Annotated in this window: 20 protein-coding genes and 1 tRNA gene; 10 read left to right on the forward strand and 11 right to left on the reverse strand. The window is 37.7% G+C overall.

The window, feature by feature from the left end; all coding sequences use genetic code 11:
* Nucleotides 1–308 precede the first annotated feature (308 nt).
* Both HEQ36_RS04160 and HEQ36_RS04165 read left to right on the forward strand, forming a co-directional pair.
* The gene (locus tag HEQ36_RS04160; protein WP_053538074.1) at nt 309–1,157 is read left to right on the forward strand and encodes a M23 family metallopeptidase; all 849 of its coding nucleotides are present in this window, start codon (nt 309–311) and stop codon (nt 1,155–1,157) included.
* A gap of 168 nt (nt 1,158–1,325) precedes the next feature.
* Nucleotides 1,326–1,931: a peptidoglycan-binding protein gene (locus HEQ36_RS04165; RefSeq protein WP_053538073.1), complete on the forward strand. Its 606-nt coding sequence runs from the start codon at nt 1,326–1,328 to the stop codon at nt 1,929–1,931.
* Nucleotides 1,932–2,804: 873 nt separating this feature from the next.
* Here the strand turns inward: HEQ36_RS04165 and wecB are convergent.
* The 7 genes from wecB to HEQ36_RS04200 form a co-directional block, all read right to left on the reverse strand.
* Nucleotides 2,805–3,935: a non-hydrolyzing UDP-N-acetylglucosamine 2-epimerase gene (gene wecB / locus HEQ36_RS04170; RefSeq protein ID WP_053538072.1), complete on the reverse strand. Its 1,131-nt coding sequence runs from the start codon at nt 3,933–3,935 to the stop codon at nt 2,805–2,807.
* A gap of 79 nt (nt 3,936–4,014) precedes the next feature.
* A complete protein-coding gene (locus HEQ36_RS04175; protein WP_168635093.1) occupies nt 4,015–6,444 on the reverse strand; it encodes an ABC transporter substrate-binding protein in 2,430 nt (809 codons plus the stop codon).
* A gap of 175 nt (nt 6,445–6,619) precedes the next feature.
* Entirely contained in the window at nt 6,620–7,741 is a 1,122-nt protein-coding gene (locus HEQ36_RS04180; RefSeq protein ID WP_168635092.1) for a DUF1822 family protein, read from the reverse strand.
* A gap of 3 nt (nt 7,742–7,744) precedes the next feature.
* Nucleotides 7,745–8,407, reverse strand: coding sequence for a sigma-70 family RNA polymerase sigma factor (locus tag HEQ36_RS04185; protein WP_168635091.1), 663 nt, complete (start codon nt 8,405–8,407; stop codon nt 7,745–7,747).
* A gap of 42 nt (nt 8,408–8,449) precedes the next feature.
* Nucleotides 8,450–8,968: a tetratricopeptide repeat protein gene (locus tag HEQ36_RS04190; protein ID WP_053538068.1), complete on the reverse strand. Its 519-nt coding sequence runs from the start codon at nt 8,966–8,968 to the stop codon at nt 8,450–8,452.
* 262 nt (nt 8,969–9,230) lie between these two features.
* Nucleotides 9,231–10,055, reverse strand: coding sequence for a hypothetical protein (locus tag HEQ36_RS04195; protein ID WP_168635090.1), 825 nt, complete (start codon nt 10,053–10,055; stop codon nt 9,231–9,233).
* Nucleotides 10,056–10,291: 236 nt separating this feature from the next.
* Entirely contained in the window at nt 10,292–11,725 is a 1,434-nt protein-coding gene (locus HEQ36_RS04200; RefSeq protein WP_168635089.1) for a carotenoid oxygenase family protein, read from the reverse strand.
* Nucleotides 11,726–11,761: 36 nt separating this feature from the next.
* On the opposite strand from HEQ36_RS04200, the gene HEQ36_RS04205 reads away from it, so the two are divergent.
* From HEQ36_RS04205 to HEQ36_RS04230, 6 genes are all read left to right on the forward strand, one after another.
* The gene (locus tag HEQ36_RS04205) at nt 11,762–12,769 is read left to right on the forward strand and encodes an AAA family ATPase (RefSeq protein WP_168635088.1); all 1,008 of its coding nucleotides are present in this window, start codon (nt 11,762–11,764) and stop codon (nt 12,767–12,769) included.
* A gap of 23 nt (nt 12,770–12,792) precedes the next feature.
* Nucleotides 12,793–14,277, forward strand: a complete 1,485-nt coding sequence (locus HEQ36_RS04210; protein ID WP_168635087.1) for a DNA cytosine methyltransferase — start codon at nt 12,793–12,795, stop codon at nt 14,275–14,277.
* Between the two features lie 32 nt (nt 14,278–14,309).
* Complete coding sequence (locus HEQ36_RS04215) at nt 14,310–15,068, forward strand: thioesterase II family protein (RefSeq protein ID WP_168635086.1); 759 nt, start codon at nt 14,310–14,312, stop codon at nt 15,066–15,068.
* A gap of 299 nt (nt 15,069–15,367) precedes the next feature.
* A complete protein-coding gene (locus HEQ36_RS04220) occupies nt 15,368–15,835 on the forward strand; it encodes an Hsp20/alpha crystallin family protein (RefSeq protein WP_027402602.1) in 468 nt (155 codons plus the stop codon).
* A gap of 626 nt (nt 15,836–16,461) precedes the next feature.
* Nucleotides 16,462–16,707: a hypothetical protein gene (locus HEQ36_RS04225; protein WP_035082434.1), complete on the forward strand. Its 246-nt coding sequence runs from the start codon at nt 16,462–16,464 to the stop codon at nt 16,705–16,707.
* Between the two features lie 10 nt (nt 16,708–16,717).
* Nucleotides 16,718–17,686: a hypothetical protein gene (locus HEQ36_RS04230; RefSeq protein WP_168635085.1), complete on the forward strand. Its 969-nt coding sequence runs from the start codon at nt 16,718–16,720 to the stop codon at nt 17,684–17,686.
* Nucleotides 17,687–17,731: 45 nt separating this feature from the next.
* Here the strand turns inward: HEQ36_RS04230 and HEQ36_RS04235 are convergent.
* The 3 genes from HEQ36_RS04235 to pds form a co-directional block, all read right to left on the reverse strand.
* Nucleotides 17,732–17,819 (reverse strand) — tRNA-Ser (locus HEQ36_RS04235).
* 260 nt (nt 17,820–18,079) lie between these two features.
* The gene (crtB, locus tag HEQ36_RS04240) at nt 18,080–19,012 is read right to left on the reverse strand and encodes a 15-cis-phytoene synthase CrtB (protein ID WP_039201752.1); all 933 of its coding nucleotides are present in this window, start codon (nt 19,010–19,012) and stop codon (nt 18,080–18,082) included.
* Complete coding sequence (gene pds, locus HEQ36_RS04245; protein WP_053538062.1) at nt 18,996–20,435, reverse strand: 15-cis-phytoene desaturase; 1,440 nt, start codon at nt 20,433–20,435, stop codon at nt 18,996–18,998. Before pds ends, crtB begins: the two co-directional genes overlap by 17 nt.
* 576 nt (nt 20,436–21,011) lie before the next feature.
* Between pds and HEQ36_RS04250 the strand changes: the two genes are divergently transcribed.
* Together HEQ36_RS04250 and nagZ are read left to right on the forward strand one after the other, a co-directional pair.
* Complete coding sequence (locus tag HEQ36_RS04250) at nt 21,012–22,238, forward strand: septal ring lytic transglycosylase RlpA family protein (RefSeq protein WP_290706797.1); 1,227 nt, start codon at nt 21,012–21,014, stop codon at nt 22,236–22,238.
* A gap of 322 nt (nt 22,239–22,560) precedes the next feature.
* Entirely contained in the window at nt 22,561–23,646 is a 1,086-nt protein-coding gene (nagZ, locus tag HEQ36_RS04255) for a beta-N-acetylhexosaminidase (RefSeq protein ID WP_168635083.1), read from the forward strand.
* A gap of 499 nt (nt 23,647–24,145) precedes the next feature.
* Here nagZ and HEQ36_RS04260 read toward each other — a convergent pair whose 3' ends face one another.
* Complete coding sequence (locus HEQ36_RS04260) at nt 24,146–24,601, reverse strand: PPC domain-containing protein (RefSeq protein WP_027402609.1); 456 nt, start codon at nt 24,599–24,601, stop codon at nt 24,146–24,148.
* Nucleotides 24,602–24,636 lie beyond the last annotated feature (35 nt).

Consider the following 24,636-nt stretch of genomic DNA (forward strand, 5'->3'; position numbering starts at 1 on the left):
GGATTTTTATTGTTTTCCCCTTTTACAAGGGGAAAGAGGAGTCAAAGCCTCTCCCCTGGTAGGGGAGAGGTTTGGAGAGAGGTTTCATATTTAATTGTGCCAAAAAAACAAGATCCCCGACTTCTTTAAGAAGTCGGGGATCTATTTCTGGAAATAGTAAGTTTGCACAAGTTGTAAATTTAACCAGCTAACTGTCCTGATGTGACACATTTGAGACTGAAATAGCAAGTAACTATAGCATTTCTCCATTTACAGTAGTCGGCTTTGACTTCTTTTCGCTGCTATAGCAACTATGAGGCTAGAAACTGATGAAAAAAGTTAATATCTACCGCTTTTGCAATTACGCTTTAATGAGTTTAATTTCTTGCAGTCTAGTCTTGAATCAAATTGCTCCAGCTTCACCTCAAACAGTTTCTCTAACTAACACCACATTTGCACCTGCTACTAACTTAATTTGGCCTACTCAGGGTGTGCTTTCTCAAGGTTTCCGTAAATATCAACATGAGGGAATTGATATTGCGGGTGCAAAAGGGACTCCGATTTTGGCTGCTGCGGCTGGTACAGTTGTCAAAGCTGGTTGGGATGATTGGGGATTAGGTAATTTTATCGAAATTAAACATCTTAATGGCAATGTGACGGTTTACGGACATAATAGCCGCTTATTGGTCAGTAAAGGTCAACAGGTCAAACAAGGTCAAATTATTGCCGAAATGGGTTCAACAGGCAATAGCACCGCCCCTCATTTGCATTTTGAATTTTATGCAGATGGTCGTTTAGCTAGTAATCCTCTCAGTTTATTACCGTCCGTCACGATCGCAAAAACACCAGTAAATCAACCAGTTACCCGAACTCCACAACCAGTTTCACCTATAAGTAATCATGCTGATTGTCATGGGACTACAATTATGAATGGGGAGACGGCAACAGTTAGTATAAAAGTTTGCGAAGAAAATGGTCAGTTATTTTATTTAGGGAAATTGAAACAGGAACCCAGTCAAGTTTTAAAAATTCGGGCTTGGAAAGTTGATAATAACAAATATCAGGCAGAAAATGGTACTTTTTCCTACTTAATCAGCCCCGGGAAAATAGAAATTTGGCGCAATGGTAGTCCAATTCGTGCGGATAGTTTTCTCACTTCTCGTGGTTTAGGGAAATAAAAATACTAACCTCTTTATGTAATTGATGATTTCATTACAAATACCTGATGTGACAGTTCAGATGGCGGAATATAGTAGCCAACATATTGTGCTAAAGAAGTATAAAATCAATAAAGATTAAAACTAGACAAAAGTATCGTAAAAGTTCACATAAAGGAGCAGGTGATTATGGAATATTTGGCTTATTCATATATGTATATAGAAGATGAACAACCAAATGAAAATTTTGCATTAAATTTTCCCAAATCGTCATTTAATTGGCGGAAAATTTTTAAATCTTCGGCATGGTTAACTTTGGCTGGTGTGACTATATTACTAGCTACAGTGACTCAAATGCAGTTTGCTTCCGCAGAATATGTCAGCACGAATGGAAATTGTCTTTATATTCGTACCGGACCTAGCACTGCAAATTCATCTGTAGCTTGTGTCCGCAATGGTTCATATATTGGTGAAACAGGCAGTGTCAGAAATGGATTTGCGAGAATTTCTTCGGGACGTTACCGAGGATACTATGCTGCTGAAAGATGGATTGGTAATACTCCTGGCTATTCTCACCGCAGATATCGTTCTGGATACGGTGTTGGGGGTAGGGTGACGGTAGGATATGGCTCAAGAGGTGAACGAGTTAGAGAAATTCAAAGAGCTTTAGGGATTAGAGTTGATGGTGTTTACGGCTCACGCACCATTAACGCAATTCGTCACTTCCAAAGACGTAACGGACTGCGTGTAGATGGCGTTGTTGGTTATCAAACTCGGAGAGCTTTAGGTATTTAGAGAACTCCACAAACAAATGATCCAATTTTGTGGGATGGGCATCCTTGCCCGTCCTTGATGATTAGCGGGCAATTCGTCCCGCACCACAAGAAATTTTGGGATATTTTTTTGATTGGAAGTCTCTAATAAACCTGTGCTGCATGAGTTGTCATTGCGAGTGAAAGGAAGCAATCTCTTGACAACCGATAAACCACCTAACGCAAAAATCTCTCAAACCCTTATTCCTCTGTGTCCTCTGCGCCTCCGTGGTTCGTTAATCAGGATAATTTATTTCTTGGAAGTCTCTTAGAGGATGTTTGAAAAGTATCAGAATTAATTGAGATCCCCCCAACCCCCCTTACAAAGGGGGGCTAAATTCCTCAAAGTCCCCCTTTCCAAGGGGGATTTAGGGGGATCTGCGGGTGTCAGATCCCACACGAAAAAGTTTTCAAACAACCTCTAAGGAATATGAATTAAATAAAGTGTAAAAGTAGGGTGTATTAGCGACAGCGTAACGCACCATTTCAGGTTAAGTCAGAATTGCAGGTTATTAAATTTGCGTTCCTTAGCAGTATTACACCTTATTTAATCCACGATCCTTACTAAATTATTGGTCTGACGCACCCTACAAGAGATAAAATCTACATTACATATTTAGAAAACTTTGTCAATGCGTAAGCTAGGATCATCTTTTTTGTGGAGTTCTCTTAGCCATGTTTAAGAGGTTGCTTGAAAAGTATTAGATGAAACCGATAATCTCCAGAAACGTAACCCCCCTGCCTCTCTTCTCCCCCTGCTTGCCTTCACCCGTCATTTTCGGGTTGACAGACTACTAGTTCACCGCAAGGGATGAGGGGCTATAATGTACCTTTATATACCTGCAACCTGCTGTAACTAAAGTTGTTTTCCTGTTGCCCGTTGCTGGTAATTTTTAACAATTTCTAGGATGCGTTCTGCTGCATGGCCATCGCCAAAGGGATTAATGGCGGTGGCTATTTTCGTGTAAGCGTCGGGGTTGCTGAGTAGTTCACTAGCGGCTGTGACAATATTTGCGGTTTGTGTACCTACGAGTTTGGCTGTCCCGGCGGTAACGGCTTCTGGTCTTTCTGTGGTATCTCTGAGAACTAAGACTGGTTTACCCAGACTGGGGGCTTCTTCTTGTAAGCCACCGGAATCGGTTAAGATTAAATGCGATCGCTCAATAGCTCCCACTAATTCAGCATAATCCAAGGGTTCTGTTAGGAAAATGCGGGGATGACTCCCTAACAACTGTTGCAATGGTTCTCTAACTGTGGGATTTTTATGTAATGGCAGTAATAAGGCTGTATCAGGAAATTGCTCTAAAATTTGTAAAAAACTTTGAGCGATATCTTGCAGTGGTTCTCCCCAATTTTCCCGTCTATGAACTGTTGCCAATATTGTCCTATATTTATGCCAATCTAACCCAGGTATATTGCAAACTGGTTTTTTTGCAGCCACATTTAACAAGGCATCAATTACAGTATTTCCTGTTAAGTGAATTTCTCCTAATACCCCAGAATTTTGTAAGTTTTCTACAGCTAAAGTAGTCGGCGCAAAATGTAATTGTGTCAGTTGGGAAATCAACCTTCTATTAGCTTCTTCGGGAAAAGGATTAAATAAATCATCAGTCCTTAAACCCGCTTCCACATGACCCACAGGGATTTTTTGATAAAAAGCTGCCAAGGTCGCCGCAAAGGCTGTTGTTGTATCTCCTTGGACAATTACAAAATCTAATTTTTGAGCTTGAAATAATGCTTCTAAACCCTGTAAACTTCGACAAGTAATATCATTAAGAGATTGTTGTCGCTGCATAATCTCTAAATTCCAATCAGCTTTGAGTTTGAACAATTGCATTACTTGTTCAACCATTTCTCGATGTTGTCCTGTGAGAATTACCTGCAATTCAAAATCTGGAGAATTTTGAAAAACTTGAATTACTGGTGCTAGTTTAATAGCTTCGGGACGAGTTCCTAAAATAATGCCAATGCGGTGTTGATTAGTCATTAGTCAAATAATTAGAATTTACTTTTAATTTTCCTAGACGGTAATTAATTTTTTACCTAATTATACCAAATTTTTTATACTATTTGCGGACAAAATTGTAGCCTGTAAGTGCTTGAGTATCTGGTTGTATTTGAACTAACACAGCCTTACTGATGCGATCGCCCCATGATAAAAATTTGATTGTCCCTGTCACACCTGAAAAAGCAAAGTTATGACTTAAAGCTTGTTGAATACCTATTCTAGTATTACCATTTTTTTCCATAGCAATAGCTACTGTTTTAGTAGCATCAAAAGCCGTAGCTGTCCGCCAAGTAATTAAAATTTGTTCACCCCAAATCTGATTAGCACTTTTGACAAATTCTTTATTTTCTAAATCATTAATTTGCCAAGGAACTGCCATAATCATACCATTAACTGCATTACCAGCAGCCAGAGTTGTTTGTGTTTGTAAACTAGGATTTCCTAATAATAATAACTTACCTTGATTACTTTTAGCAATTTCCAGAGCTTGATTAATTCTATCAATATGAGGATTCAGCAGAATAGTATTGACATTTTGATTAATAGCATTTTGAATAATTTTATCACTTTGAAAGTTATTAGCAGAAAAATCACAATGAATATCACTAATTAATTCTAAATTTCTGTTATTAATAGTATTAATAAAAGCCTGAATGAAAGATTGATCCGTTGCTTGAGAATCACTGCAAATAAGAATCTTACTTTTATCATTATTTTTGGCATATTCCGCCAGAGTTTCCGCAATTACATGAGAACTAATTACAGTTCTATAAATATAATTACCATTGGTTTGATCTTCACGGTCAGTTAATTTTGTAGAACTACTGGTTGGGGAAATCATCACCAATTTGCCAGATTGATATATATTAGAAGCTGGTACGGTAGCATCACTGCTATTATGACCAATTACAGCTAAAATATCTTTATTTTTGACAAATCTTGCCGCTATTTGTTGAGCTATTTCTGGGTTATTATTGTCATTAGTAATTTGAATTTGTAAAAATTTACTATTCACTCCACCATCATGATTTATCTCTTGTTGAGCTTGTGCGACTCCTCGCAGGATTTCTTGCGCTACGGGAGGATTACTACCTATCGGTACAGCTACACCAATTTTGATTACTTCTTTATTTCCAACCTTCGCATTTTCTAAATATATTCTAGCTTCTGGATCATTAGGATAATCTTGTAAATAGGTGGTAAATTTTTTAATTGCCAGATTATAATTTTTCCACCAAAATGCTGTTATAGCTGCTTGTTTATCCAAATTAGTTGGAGAATTAAATAATATTTTCTCCCCATAACTAAACCGATTTCGCAATTTGATTTCCTGGAAACTCAGCCATGAAATAGCACCGATAATTACTAATAACATCGTAGCTATTGCTGACTGTAAAACTATTTTTTGTAAATTGCGAGGTTGGGGATATTTGAGTAATGCTGCGGCTGGATTTTGAAAAATTACAGGTATCCAAGAAGCACAGGGATATTGATTTTCTAATTCTTCCTGTAACCGCACACGCGCTTGCTGTACAGAAGTATATAAAGATTCACCAGATGCAAAAACTGTGAGAAAATATTCTAGAAAATGTTGAGCGACAATATCAGGAATAGGTTCTCGCATCACAATTGTATAAGGTATGCGTAAATCAGCTAAATTACGCGCTAATCCTAAACCATCACAAGAATTAAAAATTGCTAACTTCAATCCTTTTTTTACAGCATATCCCAGAGCGTGACGCAACTCTAAAAGTGATAAACTTTCATTGTCATTAATTTGAATTTCTCCCCAACTATCACCTTCTTGACTGCAACTATGTCCAGCAAAAAATAAAATATCCCAAGGTTGATACCATAATTTATTAACAAGTTCTTGACGGGATGGTTGCAGCAAAGGTTCAATAATTGCCCCTGGTAATTTTGCTGTCAATGCTTGTAAATCTGGTTGAATATCAATCCCTTGACTATTACCTAAAATAGCCAGAATTTTTACCGGACTTTTTAATTGAATTTTTGATGGTTCATACTCGGAACTAATGACAACTTCAGGTTGAATATGACTGGTATGAAATATTTCCCACAAATGCCAAGGAAGTCTTCTTAAAAGTGAATCTTGTGTTTGTACAATAAATCTGACATTATGCCAATCACCGATTTTTTGTAAAAATTGCCTTTCTAATTTTCTGACAGATGGTTGATTTAACCAATCATTAAAACTAGATTGAAATTTTTTAGCAGCAGTATCACAAACTTCTGTAGTAGATACATTAGTAATTTGAGTTTGGGGAACAGTAATTAACCAATTTCCAGGTAATTGATAATAAGCTGATTGCCATTCATAATAAGTTTGAGGAATTTCTAAAGCTGGTGGAAATCTGCCAGAAATTTCTGCGAAATGGGGTTTACCGTCTTCCCCAATTCTGATTTTGACAGGAAATCCTGTTTCAAAACTACCTTCCCCAATCTCGAATATGATCAGCTTCCCCACTGTTTTTACCCTAAGTGATTTGTCTAGTTAAATGACAAATTTTTTATAATAGTTCATGTAGGTTGGGTTGAACAACGTGTTCGCGTAGCGTGCCGTAGGCATAACCCAACATTTTTGCGAATTGCTTGGGTTTCGCAAAGCCTCAACCCAACCTACAACTAATTGATTTGTCTAGTTAAATGACAAATTTTTCTGTAATAGTTGCATTATTTAGAATAACCCGAATTTGGAATTTTTCACCCAATTCAGCACAAAATTTTAATTGAATGTAATTATCTCCTTGTTCTCTGGCTTCAACTTCTAAAAATGACTGTCCATTTTCATATAATCCCGCTAATTTTAAACCTGTCGGTAAGTAAAATTGATTTCCCATTGGATATACCCGCAAAAGCACCGCAAAAGTTTTATCTTGTTTGGGTAATATAGCCACCATTAAAGCTACAGGTTTACCTGATAACTGCATTCCTAAATCCATAATTCGTCTAGCAGTAATAACAGGATGATTTGGTGTAATTGTCCATAAAATCTCTGCTAGAGTCCAACGAATTTCTTCATCATTTGTAGTTTGTAAAAGATGAACAAGAATATCCGTTACTTCTACATCTGAATTTTGTAATAATGTTGATGGCAAGATTTTTTCCCAACTCTGATGAGGATATAATTGTTCAACAACTTGCCAAACTTTTTTGGATGTATCTATTTCAAATCCACGCACTTTTGCAGAACGAAAGGCTAATTGCGAAGTTTTTTGTAAAGCTAATTCCTCAACATTTTGCCATTGAGATGTATATATTCCCTCTAACCATTGTCTTAATTGTACACCCGAAGATTGATGATAATGTTCTAGGAAAAGTTCTAATGGTTGTAACTGTTCTAGTTTAATTTCTGTTGTCGTAACTTGGGGTAAAAATCCTCTGATTTTGGCTTCTTGGCAGGTTTGATTAATTTCTACTACCACATAACCAAAACGATGATGCCAAACTTCAGGAGGAATATAACAAATCTGATCTCCTGTTCTGATATATCTACATTCTAAATGTCCAATTCCAGTTAATAATAAATCTGCTACATTTCCAGCTATTCTTCCCCAATAATCCCAACTATGACTAGCTTCTAATGTAGTAGAAATATCTAACATTTGCAAGTAGTTATTCACAACTTGTACAGCTAAAGTATTCAGATATACGAGTTTTGCTTTTTCTGGATTTGGTTGTTCTTGGGCAAATTGTAAAGCTGTATCTCGGAACTTTGCCGAAATAGGAATAGAAATGCTTTGTTGTTCAGTAGGATAATTCATAATTTATATATCAAAGTAACCTTCGCTATCAAAATAAGCTTGGGATTTACCAAAATTGAGCAGACGGGGAAAACATTGACGTTGATAGAAATTGCTAAGAGTTGCTACAGGTATACCAAACTCTACAGATAAATCTAGCCAAGATTTTTCTGGTGGTAAACGACGAGTAATTAAAATGTAACTATTAACATCTGGACGATTTCGGATATGAATACGTTTTAGTTGTGAAGAATTTGTTTTTAACCATTCTTGAATTTCATTTAATATTGGTCTTGGTTCTGTAGGTGCAGGAATTAAATTTGCAGGATCTAGTTGATCATTTTCTTCTAAGAAAAAATCGAATTTACTTTTTTGTTCATAATAACTAATCCGTTTATCTTGTAACCGATAACTTAAGTAATTGTTAATCCAAGTAATCACGCTACTTTTATCAGGAGTATAAGGTTCTTTTGCGCTAGTAGCTTCACAAAGATTACGGCAAAAATACCACCAAGTTTCCTGTAAAGCTTCTTCGGCATCAGGTATACCTGCACCACGCAATAATTTACCTGTTTTTTGAATTAGTAAAATAATCTGATTTAATCCTTTTTGACGGGCAAGACTACCAGTAGGATGTTGACAGGTTTCTTGAATAAGTTGGAGGATTTTTGCTTCTAATTCATCCATTTGATTAGGTTAGTTTGATTTTGATAGATAATACCATTATTTTTATTTTGTTATCTGAATATTTATGATTTTAATTAAATCGAGAGTAGATTGATATTCAGCTATTCTCCCTTGTTGTTGAAATAGTTCAGATGCTTTTTGCAAATCGGTAATAGCTCTTTTCATATTTCCCAATTTATTGTGGACAAGACCTCGTTTGTAGTATATTAGGGCATCATTAGGATTTAGACGTAGGGCTTGGTTGAAATCTTCAATTGCCCCTGTAAAATCTCCCAATTTACGACGGGCAGCACCCCGATTGATGTAGGCTAATGCAAAATTAGGATTAAGACGCAATGCTTGGTTATAATCTTCAATCGCCCCTTTCAAATCTCCTGATTGAAATTGGACTCCACTTCGCTTGAAGTAAAATTCTGCATCTTGAGGATTAACTTGAACTAACAGTGATCTTGATTCTCTTCCTGACTCTAAAATATTCGGCACATTTTGAGCATCAACTTTAGAGCTATATAATATTGCTCCTAGTACAAAAACCAAACTTGTTAATTTTGATATTTTCATCCGATTTTACCCTTTTTATTCAAAGTATATAGTTTTGCAATCAAATTGCTAAGGTTTCTTTTTGGGAAGCTGAAGATGGGAGACATTTTACTTTTCTTTACACAATTTGGTTTTATTATGTTGACCTACTTATTTTTCCCCATTCGTTTAGTCAAAATATTCAGAAAAGAGATTCTTCTCATCAATAGTTTCTTCATATTTTCCTTTTCTCTGCGTCCTTTGCGCCTCTGCGTGAGATAAAAATCAATAGTCTTGAAAACGATTAACCGCCACCACAACCACCGTCACCGCAACCACCTCCGCAACCTCCACCACCACAACCACCTCCGCAACCTCCACCACCACAACCTCCATCACCGCCGCCACTACTTCCACCACCACCGCTACTACCAGATGTGAAGATCACGAAGATTACAGAACCAGCTACTATCAAAAAAAACCAAAATCCTAGAGAATTTTCAGAACTTTGAGAACTTTGGGAATTAGTATTATTCGAGGCTAATAAAACCTGAGAATTGGTGAAAATTAATGTCAAAGTAAACAAAAATGCTAGATAAACTCTCTGAGGAATAAAACGAGAAATATCTATCTCAGGAAACTTTAAGATTGGTTTTGGTAAAATCCAATTTTTATGAGTATCTACACGCTGAAAATTAGCATCCAAATCAAAACGAATATGAGGGGCTGGCCAAATATCTACAGGTGGATTTTCTCCAAAAAAGATTTTGTAAGTATCTACAGTATTCACATACCAATGATTAAATTTATGATATTCCTTATTACCACCGCGAGTCGGACCATGATCTAATGGTTTACCTAATATTTCACAAAAATCATCCCAATAAGATTGAGTATATGTTAAATGTAAATGCCAAACTTGATCTACTTGATCAGAAGGTGTAACTGGATGACCTGCAAAAACAGCAATAACAGCAAATTTTTTATATTCATCAATTACCCGCTGAGTATATTCAAATGTCCAGTTATTTTCCCTTGCTAATCTTTGACTAAAAGAGAAAGCAACATTTTCTTCATCTAAAGAAAACTCTTGAAGACGTTGATATAATTCTGCTTGTTGAAGATTCATAGATGTTAAGAATTAACTTTTGGTTCTATGAGTTCTTCTGTGAATGTAGAGTAATATTATCTATATCGTTACAAAACTTTACAATTACAAATCAAGTCCTCAAGCTAAAAGGTGGAGAAACCCCACCCCTAGCTTGATTTAGGACTTACACAGAAATTATTTTCAACTCCCATTCCTCTCTAACCTCTGTGTCCTCTGTGTCCTCTGCGGTTCGTAATTCCTATGATTGGATTTTTCTAAGCAGGTTTCCATGTACCGTGAAAACTGTGGGGGATAACGCTGGGTAATCCCAGTTTACAAACAGGTTCTGCATTTAACCTATCACTCGCAAATACCCAAACTTCGCTACTATGAGTATTACCATCATAAACCACAGTTAACACCCAACCTTGTTCAGAGTTTTGCGGATTTTGCACATAAATAGGTTCGGAAGGATAGCGATTTTCTCCTATGTTTGCTTGTGTTAAAGTTCCAGTTTTGTGATCAAAACGAGCAATACTATTTAAAATCTCCTTACCAACATCTGTTCCTGGTTGGAATCCTGACATATAGGTATAGCGAGAAAATTGACCAACATTTTGGGGAGGAACACTCGGAAATTCACAATGTTGATTTGAAAGGGTTTCAATTTTAATCACTTTTCCAGTTAAAGGATTAAGTTGAACTTGTGAAAATGTACTTTTGGCAATTGTGTGAGTTTCTCCCGTAGCTACTTCCCGAAGATATTCATTAGTTTGAAAATCTTCATAACGGGCAATATCCACAATTACTGCACCACTAGCATCTACATAACCATTAGCAAAATGCCACTGAAACCAAGATTCAGTTTCTCCTCGACTGACTAAAGATAAACTTTCTCTATCAATCACTATAATCTGAGTTCCTAATTCAGGATGCCATTCTAGGGAATCACTATAACTCCTTATCCCTAACAAAACAGGCCAAAGATTTAACTTCACTGGCGAAATAAAAAAGATTAGATACTGTCCTGCTAAAACAAAATCATGTATGAGTGGTACACCTTCTAATTGATATGTTTCTGTGCGGATAATTTTGCCCGTAGAGTCACTTTTATAAACATTAAGTGTGGCATTTAATCCAGGAGTTACACCAAAATTAAAAATTTCCCCTGTATTTGCATCCCGCTTATAATGGGCAGAATAACTTAATCCCTTAGTTAAACTGCCTAAATCATCTTCACCACAAGTTTCTAAAGTTTGCAAATCTAAAGCATAAGGTTTACCACCTTCCCACAATGCCAAAAGTTTATTAGGTAATGCCAAAACTGAAGTATTCGCCGCATTTTTTATGGGTTTTATCCATTGATTCCAGATAATTCCTGGTGCAGTCATGCCATAATTACCATAAAGCAATTTACCCGCAGCAGTTTCTTCTTGATAACCTGTAGTTTGCACATAGCGATAAACTGCAAATGTTTCTGCATTGGTAAAATTAACAGCCAGAATTGCTCCATCTCCATCAAACCAATGTCCCACTGGCATACCATTTCGTTCTAGTCGTGCTGGTCCATTCCGGTACAGTGTACCCCGTAAACCATCGGGGATTGTACCTGCGAGAATAGGTAATTGAGTGGCAGAAAATTCTGTTGCTGGTTGAGATATTGCTCTAGACCATGCTTTTTTAGTTGACTTTTGATCAATTTGTTGCATATAGGATTTATTCTGTGAATAATAGGTTGTTGTCTCATGCTAATCGAATTTACCCTAGCTAATTTTAAAAGTTACAGCACAGGCCACTTACCTTTGGGGTCTTTGACTGTTTTAATAGGTGCAAACGCCGCAGGTAAAAGTAACGCTTTGGAAGGTTTGCGATTTTTGTCATGGCTTGCACAAGGGCAAAAACTTTCTAGTATTCAATATGCTGTGAATAGTGCCGAGGCAGTGGTGCGTGGTAGAGTAAATGATTTATGCTATCATGGGCAGTCAAGTTTTACCATCGGTTGCCGATTAGATTTACCTGAATGGAATGAATTAAATATAACTCTGAACGTGTGTGATGGGGAACTACACATCAGTAGTGAACGAATTACTGACTCAATCAATACAGTTTCCTTGTATGAATTAGATCAACCTTCCCAGGGAATAAATACTGATGTTAGTGTGGCCTATAACAACTTTACAAGGGGTCAAAACAAGCCAAGAATAACTTGTAGTGATCAAATGGCTATATTCGTGCAATTAGATAGCCCTGCGCGTTTTGATATCAAATATGAAAAGTCCCAAAAGATAATTCCTGAGATTGCCCGCGAATATCAACGAGTTTTAAATAATATCTTATTTTTAGATCCTGTTCCTGCCAGGATGCGTGAATATAGCTTTAAGTCTGATAAAAGATTATATGAAGATGGTAAAAATCTTTCTAGCGTTTTATATCGTTTATGGGAAAACCAGCCTGAAAATCAACAGATAATTCTCAATTTCATCCAGAGTTTACCAGAACAGGCTATAGATGGACTAAATTTCCTGACTGGTCCCAGGGATGAAGTTATGGTGCGACTAAGAGAAACTTTTGGTGATCAACCTCGCTATTGTGACGCTGCATTATTATCAGATGGTACATTACGAGTGTTAGCGATCGCAGCAATTATGCTATCGGCTACCGAAGGAAGTTTAGTAGTCAACAAAGAAAGAATCTATCGAGAATTTTTAGGAATTGAACCTCCTAAAGATTTTGAAGAAGGGGGTTTAAAATAATTTATATAAATAAGAGATGTAAAATGCAGAATATACGATTTACTTTTGTTGACCTTTTTGCTGGAATTGGTGGATTTAAAATGGCATTAAGCAAGAATGGTGGTCATTGTCTAGGTTTTAGTGAAATAAATCAAGATGCAATCAATACGTATTGTGAAAACTTTCAAATTGATCCTAGTTCTAACTTAGGAGATATTACCAAAATTAAAGAATTACCACCTCACGATTTATTAACTGCTGGAGTTCCTTGTCAAAGCTGGTCAATTGCAGGTAAAAATCTCGGTTTTGATGATGATAGAGGTCAGTTATGGAACGATACAATTTATTTACTTCAACAATCCAAACCAAAAGCATTTATTTTTGAAAATGTCAAAGGATTGGTTGATCCTCGGAATAAAAAGGCTTTATCTTATATTTTAGAAAGAATTGAACAAGCAGGCTATCATGCCAACTATTTTGTTATTAACTCCTTTGATTATGGTGTACCCCAAAATAGGATTCGCATATATATAATTGGATTTCAGGAAAAAGAGTATTTCCAAAAATTCAACTTACCAAAACCAACAGATAAAAAACTAAAACTTAGCGATATATTAGGTATTCTACCACAACAAAAAATAGATAATAAGATTGTTGAGAGAGACATATTTGGCAATATTGTTGAATCTAAAAGTATGAGTCTTTCAAGTACCAACGGATTCAATGATTACTTTTTATTTAATGACTTGAGAAATGGTCATACAACAATACATTCCTGGGACATTATTGAAACTACTCAACGACAGAAAGATATTTGTTTATTATTACTTAAAAACAGACGCAAAAGTAATTATGGTGCATTAGACGGAAACCCTTTATCATTAGAACATTTTCAAAACCTAGATTCATCAATTACACAAGCAGAAATTGATGAACTGGTACAATTAGAAATTTTCAAATCAGAAGAATATTGTTTTATTCTTAAACAGGATAATATTCAAGACTTGACAAAGGATGAAGAGATTCTACTTTCATTTACCAATAATACAGAAATAATAATTGACAGCTTAAAAAGTCAGAAAGTGTTTAAATTAGAAAAGATGTCAATTAAAAAAATAATAGAGTCTCTCAAACAAAAAGATATTATTGAGTGTACCGAAATTCGCTATGATTTTAAAAACACGAAAATAAGCACAGGATTATTTGGTGTAAGTCGGATCTTTTTACCAAGTTCTGACATTTTCCCAACTCTAGTTGCCAGCGACACAAATGGTTTTATCACTTTAAAGACAATTGAAGCACTAAATCATCATGATTTTAAAAATAAATTTATAAAAGAAGTTTACGAATCAAGAGAATTTAGAAAAATTACTAAAAGCGAGGCTTGTTTAATACAGGGATTTCCTCAAGATTTTAAATTACCAGAGTCAAGACCAAGATGGATGAAACTAATTGGAAATAGTGTTTCAGTTCCCGTAATTGATAAATTGTGCAAAGCTATTGTTGAAACTGGTGTCTTTGAAAATTAAGATAAGTCAAGCAACCCCATAAAAACCCCATTATGTTCACTGAAACTACCTTCACAAATTGGATAACTTGCCCTCAACCCAATCCCCATGCCAAAGTACGCCTATTTTGCTTTGCTTATGCCGGTGGTAGTGCTACGATTTTTCGGACATGGGCTGATGATTTACCAGCAACTATTGAATTATGCCCCATAGAAATTCCCGGAAGAGGTAAACAAATCAAATCACCTCCATACACAAAAATTCAACCTTTAGTTCCAGCAATAGCTACCAATATCATCCCCTATCTAGATAAACCCTATGCTTTCATCGGTTACAGTATGGGTGCATTAATTAGTTTTGAGTTAATTAGGCGACTGCGCTCTGAATATAATTTTCACCCTTTACATCTTTTTGTTGCTGCTCATCAAGCCCCACAATTATCTGCTGAAAAACCGCCAATTTCTCAATTACCAGATACCGATTTTTTAGCCAAAATATCCCAATTGAATGGAACTCCCCAAGAAGTGCTAAACAATGCCGACTTGATGCAGATATTTTTACCGATTATCCGCGCTGATTTTACAGTTTTAGAATCCTATATTTATACTCCCCAACCTCCTTTAGATTGTCCTATTACTGCTTTCGGTGGTTTACAAGACCCAAGAGTTAGTTATACTGCCATTGCTGCATGGGAAAAACAAACTGTCGCCCCTTTTTTATTACAAATGATAGATGGTGATCATTTTTTTATCAACACTGCTAAGACTACTTTACTTAACCATCTAATTCAATCCCTCCAATCCTATTTCTAATTTATCTTCTAAAACATGAAAAATATACCTAGTGATGGGGGAATCATTACCGAATCTATACTATTCAAAATAATTGAGGATTTATATAGTACGGTTATCACGACGATCATATCTATAAAACCGAACTGTAATCAATTGATTTTCTGGTGCTACTATTTAATTGGGAAGCTAAAGATTAAGCTTCAAGAAGTTAAAGGTTAGAAGTTTTACCAGTAGTATTATTGTTTACCAAGTCAGAAGCTTAAGATTCAGTCTCACCAAATCAGAAAGTCCAATAGTGAATTTTTGAGGAGATAGATATGACACTTGTACGTTGGAATCCTTTACGGGAAATAGAACGCTGGGAACCATTCCCTGAAATGGGTATTATCCGTCAGCAAATGGATCGTTTGTTTGAGCAATTATTACCACCCGACGGAGGGGAAAAAATAGGATTGACTTTTATTCCTCCTGCCGAAATTGCGGAAACCGATAGTGATTTGAAGTTGAAAGTCGAAATACCAGGCTTGGATGCGAAGGATCTTAATGTTGAGGTCACTCCTGAGTCGGTTTCTATTAGCGGCGAGCGCAAATCGGAAACAACAACAGAAGCGGAAGGCATGACTCGCTCAGAGTTTCGTTATGGCAAGTTCCAACGGATAATCGCCTTGCCTGCGGTCGTGGATAATGAGAAGGTCGTAGCAGAATATAAGAATGGAATTCTCCATTTGACCATTCCTAAAGCCGAATCGGAAAAACACAGGGCTGTGAAGGTTAGTCTCGGCTAATGGTTTTTGGTTGAAATGAAGTAGTAAGGGTCAGTAACCCAGCCCTAAAGGGACTGGGCTTGCAAGAGTAATCAAGCAAGCCGTACTGACCAGACCACCCTGAGAGACTTGCCCTTCGACTTCGTTCAGGGCAAGTCTCTTGGGGTAGCCGTTATTTGAGTCACGACACCTCGGAAGGCGTAGCCCCTTCGGGGTTCAGCAGTCGCTCATGGGGGAAACCCCCAAGACCGCGCTGCTTCACTAGTTCCCCGCTCTGTCATTTGCAATCACTTCATCCTTCATTTTTTTGTGGCAAGTGGGAGGGATAATAATTCATGATTAATGGTTTATATTCTAAAAATATGTTTCTAATTACATAGTTAATTCTCAAGATAGATGATAAAAGGCATTTTTATATTTACGAGTTATGGGGACAAAAATCTAGCCTATATCCTTTTCTTACTTTTATGTAAGATATGAGCAAATATATCTCAGTCGCTGTTAATATATCGGAAATAGCAGTTTGTATCTTTGACCTAGATAGGGGGTTTCGATTTTTGAGAAAACTTCTACAAAAACACACACTGATACAGTTTCATTTGCTTGAATAGCTATATAAAGAGGATTGAGATTGGCAATTATTAATTATGGCAACCAAAGTAATTGATGTTAGAGAATATACTGTCCGAGCGCACAAAAGACTGATTCATACACGAGTTTTCCACTTTGTTTGTAAAGAATGTAATCAGGCTACAAAGCGGGAAACTTTCGGAACTCGCCCTTTATATTGTGAAAGTTGTCGTCCTCCCCAACCTCCTAAAAAATCACTCCAGGTATCTACACCAAGCAAACCTAGAGCCATGACTTACACCAGCAATATAGATTTAGGTTGAGTGAATTGCTATGAATTCTCCAGGACAATTACAAGCACCACCCGAAGTATTTATTACGCCATTGTTGGAATTACGAGATTACTATGGGAGTCTCGCCCAAAAGTACCAACGTCTATTCATAGAGGCGCGATCGCAATTAGATAATGTAGAATCCTTGTTATCTACATGGTCTTATACTGATGACAACGAACAAGTTGAGGCTGACGAAGAAGATTCACTATTGTTGTTGTCTTCCAATCACAGTTCCAATCTGGAATATTTGCAGCCTCTAGAGTCAGAAATTCCTCAATCAGACCCTTTCAAGGTCGACCATTCCCTCTCTGAAGTTAAAGACTCAAACAATTTTTCCTATCAGCGTCGTCACTATGTTGGTAAGGGGGAAGATGTTCCCATGCTGTCTCACTATGGAAATATGACTCGCATGGAAGCACTCAAAAAGCTATTGCGAGAATATGTGGGAACTGTCTGTCACATAGATTTTATCGTGCGATCGCTCTATGGTGATTTAGAGTCTACTATTTTCAAAGTCGTTAAAGGTAGAGTCCAATCATCTCTGACCCAAGGGAGGGAAAGTGGTTATTGGTCAGCGATTCCCAATGAACCGGGCTGTTATACCCTAGATTTAAATTCACTAGGCCCAATTCAAGGTAGGGGAATATCTAGGGGTATTAAATCCACCAAAACCAACAAACATTTCGTCAGACCCCAAACGAAAGTAGTCCCAATGTTGGCACAATTTGATGGTCAATTTTTAATTGATGCTCTCACCTTATTTCTAGAACAAAATCCGGGACGAATTTTCAATGTGAATGAGATAGTCAATGGCATTTATGGACATCTGGATGCAGAAGAAGTCAGAGAGGTTAAAAATAAGGTTCTCAATGAACTATCTAGGGGTCATCGCACAGGCCGATTTGTCAGAGTTCCTAACCAAATCGGTCTATATACTTGGGATATGAATATGGTCGCTAAAAAATAACACAAAAAAGGTGCGTTACAACTTGTGAACGCACCCACTTAAAAATGGAGAGGGGGGGATTCGAACCCCCGAAGGGATATAATCCCTTAACAGATTAGCAATCTGCCGCTTTCGACCACTCAGCCACCTCTCCAGTTCATGAGTAATAATCGTAGCAGAAGTTTTTGAGTCTGTCAATAGTCATTTTCCAAATAAATTCAATGACCAATGACCGGGAATTTTAGATTTTAGATTTTAGATTTTAGATTAAAAAAAGTTGGTACAGGACTTAGTCCTCTACTAACGGAAAAATCATAAATCCCAAACCCAAGATTTTCGAGCTTCTACACTTTAGGGTGGAGTCAATCCAAAATCCAAAATCGTCAATCCAAAATTGCCTGACCAATGACCAATCTATAAAACTTGCGATCGCATCCAAGCTGCTGGCAAGGTGCGTAACTTTTTCCATTGGGGAACATAAGCTCGCTGACTGAACACATCATAATCATTGCGCTCAATCACCTCTAAAATCTGCTCATATAGCATAGATGCAGACCAAACAGGCCACCGAGCATCAGCAGCCAGGTAACTAATACCCTTATCTGCTTGGATGTAAAACTTACGGGCGCGGTCAATTTGAAACCGCATGAGTGAACGCCAGCGGTCATCCACTACGCCGCGAATACATTCTTCCTCGGTGTAATTAAATTTGGCCAAATCCTCTAGGGGAAGATAGATTCTGCCTCGGCGGGCATCTTCACCAACATCACGGAGAATATTGGTAAGTTGATTAGCAATCCCCAAGGCGATCGCCTCTTCTATAGGAAGATAGGGCTGTTGGTTTTGATGCCAAGGGGCTGTGTAGATACTATTATCTATCCCCATAATCGTCGTTGACATCAAACCCACAGTTCCCGCTACTCGGTAGCAGTAGAGGTATAAGTCCTCAAAAGTTGCATAGCGACTGCGATACAAGTCCATCCGCTGACCGGCGATCATATCCCGAAAGGGTTGAATGTCTAGCGGAAAGCGTTGGAGGGTATCTACTAACGCTACATCATAATTATCCAATGGGCATCCCGCAAAAATGGATTCCAGTTGATTTTCCCATAGTTCTAGGGTTTCTGGGGTGGTGATAGCAGATGCCGGACCATCCACTAACTCATCTGTACGGCGACACCAGGCATAAATTGCCCAGACAGATTGACGCTTGGCCGGACTCATCAGCATTGTACCTAAATAAAAAGTTTTAGCGTACTTAGCCGTGAGTTCCCGGCAAAGGGTATATGACTCATCTAGAGAGACCAGCGTTTTCATGCGCGGGGGGGAATCAGGCAGTTGCAGCATTCGTGGCGGGCGGTCGTGTTGGCGTTTGCAGGTTAGAGGAATTTGCTACCGTCAGCGCTTGAAATATCGCCTGCGCTGTTAGTTTACCAGAAAGTACAGCCCCTTCCATACTGGCGAGATAGCGTTGCATTGTATAATCCCCAGTCAGATAGAAGTTAGAAATGGGGGTTTGCTGTGAAGGGCGGTACTGTTGGCGACCTGGAGTAGCTTTGTAAACTGAACGCGGTGTTTTCACCACATGATATTTCAGTATTTTAGTCGGATTATCTCCCCCAAAGTGCTGGGGAAAAAGTTTTTCTAACTCAGTAATAGTTGCAGCAACGATTTCTGCATCGGATTTAGATATCCACTCTTTGGCTGGCGCTAGAACCAATTCCAACATGGAACGGTCAGGATTGGCATATTCACGGCAAGTATTACTCATATCAGCATAAACGCTGAGGAGTGGAGAACGGGAAAATAGCAGATGATCAATATCTGTTAATTTACGATCAAACCAGATATGAACATTAATCACTGGTACACCTTCCAAACCCTCCAATTTTTGGAAAAACTCCATTGCTTTCCAAGAACTTGGCAAAATCGGCTTTAAAGGATCAACTGGCAGAGCAGATACATAGGTATCCGCTGTAAATATTTCATCTTCTGCCCCGTTTAAGCCCCGCAGCAGGAATCCTTTTACAGTTCCATCCTCATTGAGTAAAATCTCTTTCAATGGCGCATTCAGGCGCACCTCGCCACCGCGTTCAGTGATGTGGTCAATGATTGGCTGACACAACCTTTCTGTGGGTGAACCGTCCAGGAAAGCCATTTTTGAGCCGGTTTTCTCTTGGAGAAAGCGATTCAATGCCGTTAAGAGGACGGTGGCGGAAATTTCGTCTGGATCAATGAAGTTCAAGGCTTTAGACATAGCAATGAATACTTCTTTTTCCACTCTGGGGGGAACGTTTTGTTTTTGTAACCACTCCCGGAAAGAATATTTGTCCATTTCTTCGACATACTTTTGCCCCTGGAGAATGGCAGGTAGTAAACCAATCCCAAAACTGATTTTCTCCGGCCAGGTCAGCATATCGTTGTTTCTCAGAATTGCCACCATACCATTGATAGGTGCTGGCAAATCTGGAAAATCGAATCGGCTATAAGTCCCCGGAGCTTCAGGCTGATTGAAGATCATTGTGTGTTCTTTCCACTGCAATCGATCTTCAATGTTCAATTCTTTGAATAACTGCAACATATTGGGATAAGCCCCAAAAAAAATGTGCAGTCCTGTTTCGTACCAGTCACCATCAGCATCTTTCCACGCAGCCACTTTTCCTCCTACTACGTCTCGGCGTTCCAAAACGATAGGTGTGTGACCTAGATCGGTAAGATATTTTGCACAGGAAAGTCCTGCTAGACCCGCTCCCGCGATTGCTACGCGCATTTAAACCTACTATTCTTCAATATTTCTTAACTGTTTTGTCGTTCTCATTATACGTTGCAATCCTTTACATTTGGCACGGTAGGTCTGATTGCTTCCCAAAAAATTCCCCAAATTTCCCCCCGACTATGTAATTTACCTTAATCTTCGCTCCAGGAATAAACCCGAAATTTTTTCTGTGATAAATATTTAGTGTAGTTTAGGACTCATTTTGAATTAGTGTATATTTTTGCTTAACTGCCTATCATCAATACAAAAAATGGCTTCCTTACTCAGTGTTTATACGTAAAAAACGTATGTCTAATAGTAAAGTAAATAGCAAATAAAGATTGTATTCATAAGCAAAAATAATCGAAATATTAGTAATACTTCAAAACTAGATTTAAAACTTTTATTTATTTAAATCTCCATTACGGTATATGATGATCCCGGACAGTTTAATCATAATTAAATCTGAAAACGCATAGAAATTATGTAATTCCAAAAAAAATTTGTTCTTTGTTTAATAGAACTTTTTTCTATTCAACCTGGAGATTATTTCTCTAGGAATTGTGCATCTATCTGGAGAATAACTAAACTATGATATCAATGGGAATACTATGGGTGAGATCCTTTACAGGTGGGGCTTTGGCGTTGACAGTAAATTTACCACTGGGTTTAATAGCTGCATTTTCTCCAATCCAACTTCCAGCCAACTTAATTAAGCCGCAATCCCAATTTCTGACGATCGCTCAACAACATAAAAATGCTTGGCAAAAAACCTTAATATCAAAAACTGCTTTCACATTTGACTGGATAAATAGGCAATTATCATCCTACAGAAATAAGTCTATCGCTGTACCTTCAATAACCTTGAAGCCAAAAGAAACGCGATTTTGTTCCTCTGTGCCAGAAAATATAGCTGCACAACCTCACTTGAAAAATGCTACTAACTTTTTACCAATAGTTACACAAGTTAGTATTCCCAAGGTAGATTTATCATCTTCTACTGTTGTGCGATCGCTCCAAAGTTTCTTTAATGTCATCCGCAATCCAGTCGATCCAAATGGAAGTTATGATTACTCACCAGTATTGATTGTTAAGCGGAATCCATCCAGTTATGAAGTATGGGTTAATAACAGTTTTGTTGCCAGACTACCTGATCGAATTACAGCCAAAGCATTACAAAAACGCTTGCAGCAATTAACAAAAATGCCTGCTGTACAACCTACACAATTACAACCAGGCTTAGTAGATAAAACTCCTTCCATGATGGTAGGTAATCGGTTACTATTTGCAATAGATCAAAAACTCTCTCAGCAAATTGGTCGCAGCGGTGATATTTTGGCAATGGAATGGACTAATAATTTGCGAATAGCACTCCATACCAAACCACTGACATTGGTACAAGGACAAATGGAAATGTATGGATTACAGTCCTCAACCACAAAACTTTCTGGTATAGCTTCTTGGTATGGTGGCTATTTTCACGGTCGCTTAACCGCAAATGGTGAGATATATGATCAAGATGATTTTACTGTTGCCCATCGGACTCTACCTTTTAATACCTTCTTAAAAGTCACCAATTTAGAAAACAATAAATCCGTGATTGTCCGCGTTAATGATCGTGGTCCGTATATTTTACCCAGAAGCCTGGATTTATCTCGAACAGCGGCTCGTTGTCTCGGTAGTGAACATACTGGAGTCGTAGCTTATCAGGCTGTGATTTTACAACAAAATTTCCCAACAATGACGTTGAAACCATCTCAACCAAAAACTGAAAATATGGCTAATGCTAAAAGCGAGTTATTAGTTTCCAATTTTTAGGGAACACCAAAAAATAAATTACCCAATTTTGTGGGATGGGCATCCTGCCCGTCCTTGATGATTAGCAGGCAATTCCTCCCGCACCACAAGAAATTTTTGGGTATTTTTTTAATTGGAAGTCCCTTAGTGGCAGGATCAGGGCTGTTTCATTCTAAAATTTGACATTTTATGTATTCACGAGAATGCGTCATTTTAGGCTTCAGGGATTCTATCTCAAGACGGCTGAAAATACCTAAATTTGTTGCTTAAATCTAGAATGAAATAACCCTGCTGGAAGGATAAAGTAGAAAAGGCTTTATCCTTTATTGATATCAAACTAATTATGTCAATATCCCAACTATCACAAAGCTTTGGTAATCATCTAATTCTGGGTATTTCCGGGACAAGTTTAAATGATGATGATAAACGGGCGTTAAATGAACTAAAACCCATTGGTGTCATCTTTTTTGCCAAAAACTTTCTTGACGGTGTAAAATATCCAGTTTGGTTAGAACAGTTTAAAAACCTCATTGATGAAGTTCGCCAATATACTGAGCGTGACTTCATATTTACTACTTTAGATCATGAAGGTGGGCGGGTTGTGCGGACACCTTTACCAATTACCCGCTTTCCTCAAGCTTATTTATTGCAGTCCCATGCTTATGAAGTTGCCAAAGCCACAGCACTAGAATTAAAATCTCTGGGAATTAATCTTTCCTGGTCCCCAGTTGCCGATATTTTCTCTAATCCCCAAAACCCGATTATTGGCGCTCGTGCGTTTGGAATTACACCAGAAACCACTAGTGAAGCCGTGGGAGAATATTACCGAGGATTACGGGAAGAAGGGATTTTAGGTGCTGCTAAACACTTTCCTGGACACGGAGACACTAGCACGGATTCCCATTTGGAATTACCAATCTTAAATTTGAGTCGGGAAGATTTGCGAAATCGGGAATTGATACCTTTTCAAACATTAATTCAGTCACAAATTCCGTTAATTATGACGGCGCATATTTTGTTTCCACAGATTGATCCAGAAGTACCAGCAACTTTATCTAAAATCATTTTGAATGATATTTTACGAGAAGAGTTAGATTTCCAAGGTGTGATAGTTTCTGATGATTTAGATATGAAAGCTGTATCTGATATCTTTATGCAATCAGGAACGATTGCGCGGGCTTTTCATGCTGGTTGTGATTTATTTATAGTTTCTCGAAATATCAATTCCTCTTCTTTAGAACGAACATATAAAATAGCTGAAGATTTCTCTGCTAGTTTGAATAATGGTACTTTGGATGTAGGAGTGGTGGAAGCTGCGCGGGAGAGGGTGGAAAAGTTATTACAGGTAACTCCTCAATATCCAGTTTCAACCCTTGATAAGGAGACGCTGCTGAAAAATGCGGAATTGGCTATTAGTTGTTGTTTGTAAGGGAACATTGGTGTCAACTTAAGCTACAGATGGCTTATTTGTTGGCTTCCACACCCACCCATGAATTTCAGGGCTAATAACCAAAGTAAACTTTAGTTTACTCAAAAATTTCTAGGTTATTTAGTCATCTTCAGATGACTTCTGCTATGAGACTGGGAATTCATTCCCAGGCGGGTTATGGGTTTTACCTAAAGCTCCAATTATACTGAAAACGGTTCATAGTTTAACCAAATATGAAACCCCTCTCCAAACCTCTCCCCGCACCCCTCCCTGACCCTCCCCTACAAGGGAGGGAAAAGGAGCAGCTTTTATAATTGGAGAGGCTTTGAACTTGTTCTTTGTATGATAAAAAAGTCCAGCTTATAGCCGTTTTGATTATAATTAAACTATACCCCATCCATCTTGAAAACTTGGGTTTTCGCCATAGAAAAACTATAGGTTTCAACTTAGAGGGGGGTTAAATGTATATACAAGTGGTGGTTCACATTCTACTCCCTATCTACTTAACTGGTTGCAGTTTTGTGACCTTGAGTTTAAATTTACCTACCCCAGTTTCTCCAAAAGAGCGAACCCGCACAATGTAAGTTCCTGATTCTGTAATGCGGGTAAATAATAGAGAATTACTTGTACCATCAGGAGCATCATCATTTTCTCCTGCTGTTGAACCATTAGGGGCTAATAGTGTAATCATACTGTCAAAGTTTTCCGATGACAAATCAATAGATAAATTATCACCCTGATTTAATTTAATTGAATAATCACGAGCAAATCCTCCTTGACCTGTGGGAATATCTTTGTTTGATAGGGTATCAGAAATTTCCGTCAAATTAGTTAATGGAATAGGGCTATATAACTTATTTTGTGCTGAGGCTGTTTTGATCCATATTCCCATTGTTAGTAATGTGATAGGAATAATTAAAATTTGCCTTAAACCTACTGCAAAAATCTTTTTCATAAATAAAAATACTGTTCCCTCAAATATCGGGTAAC

This window comes from Anabaena sp. 54 (assembly GCF_017355725.1).
Lineage (GTDB): Bacteria > Cyanobacteriota > Cyanobacteriia > Cyanobacteriales > Nostocaceae > Dolichospermum > Dolichospermum heterosporum.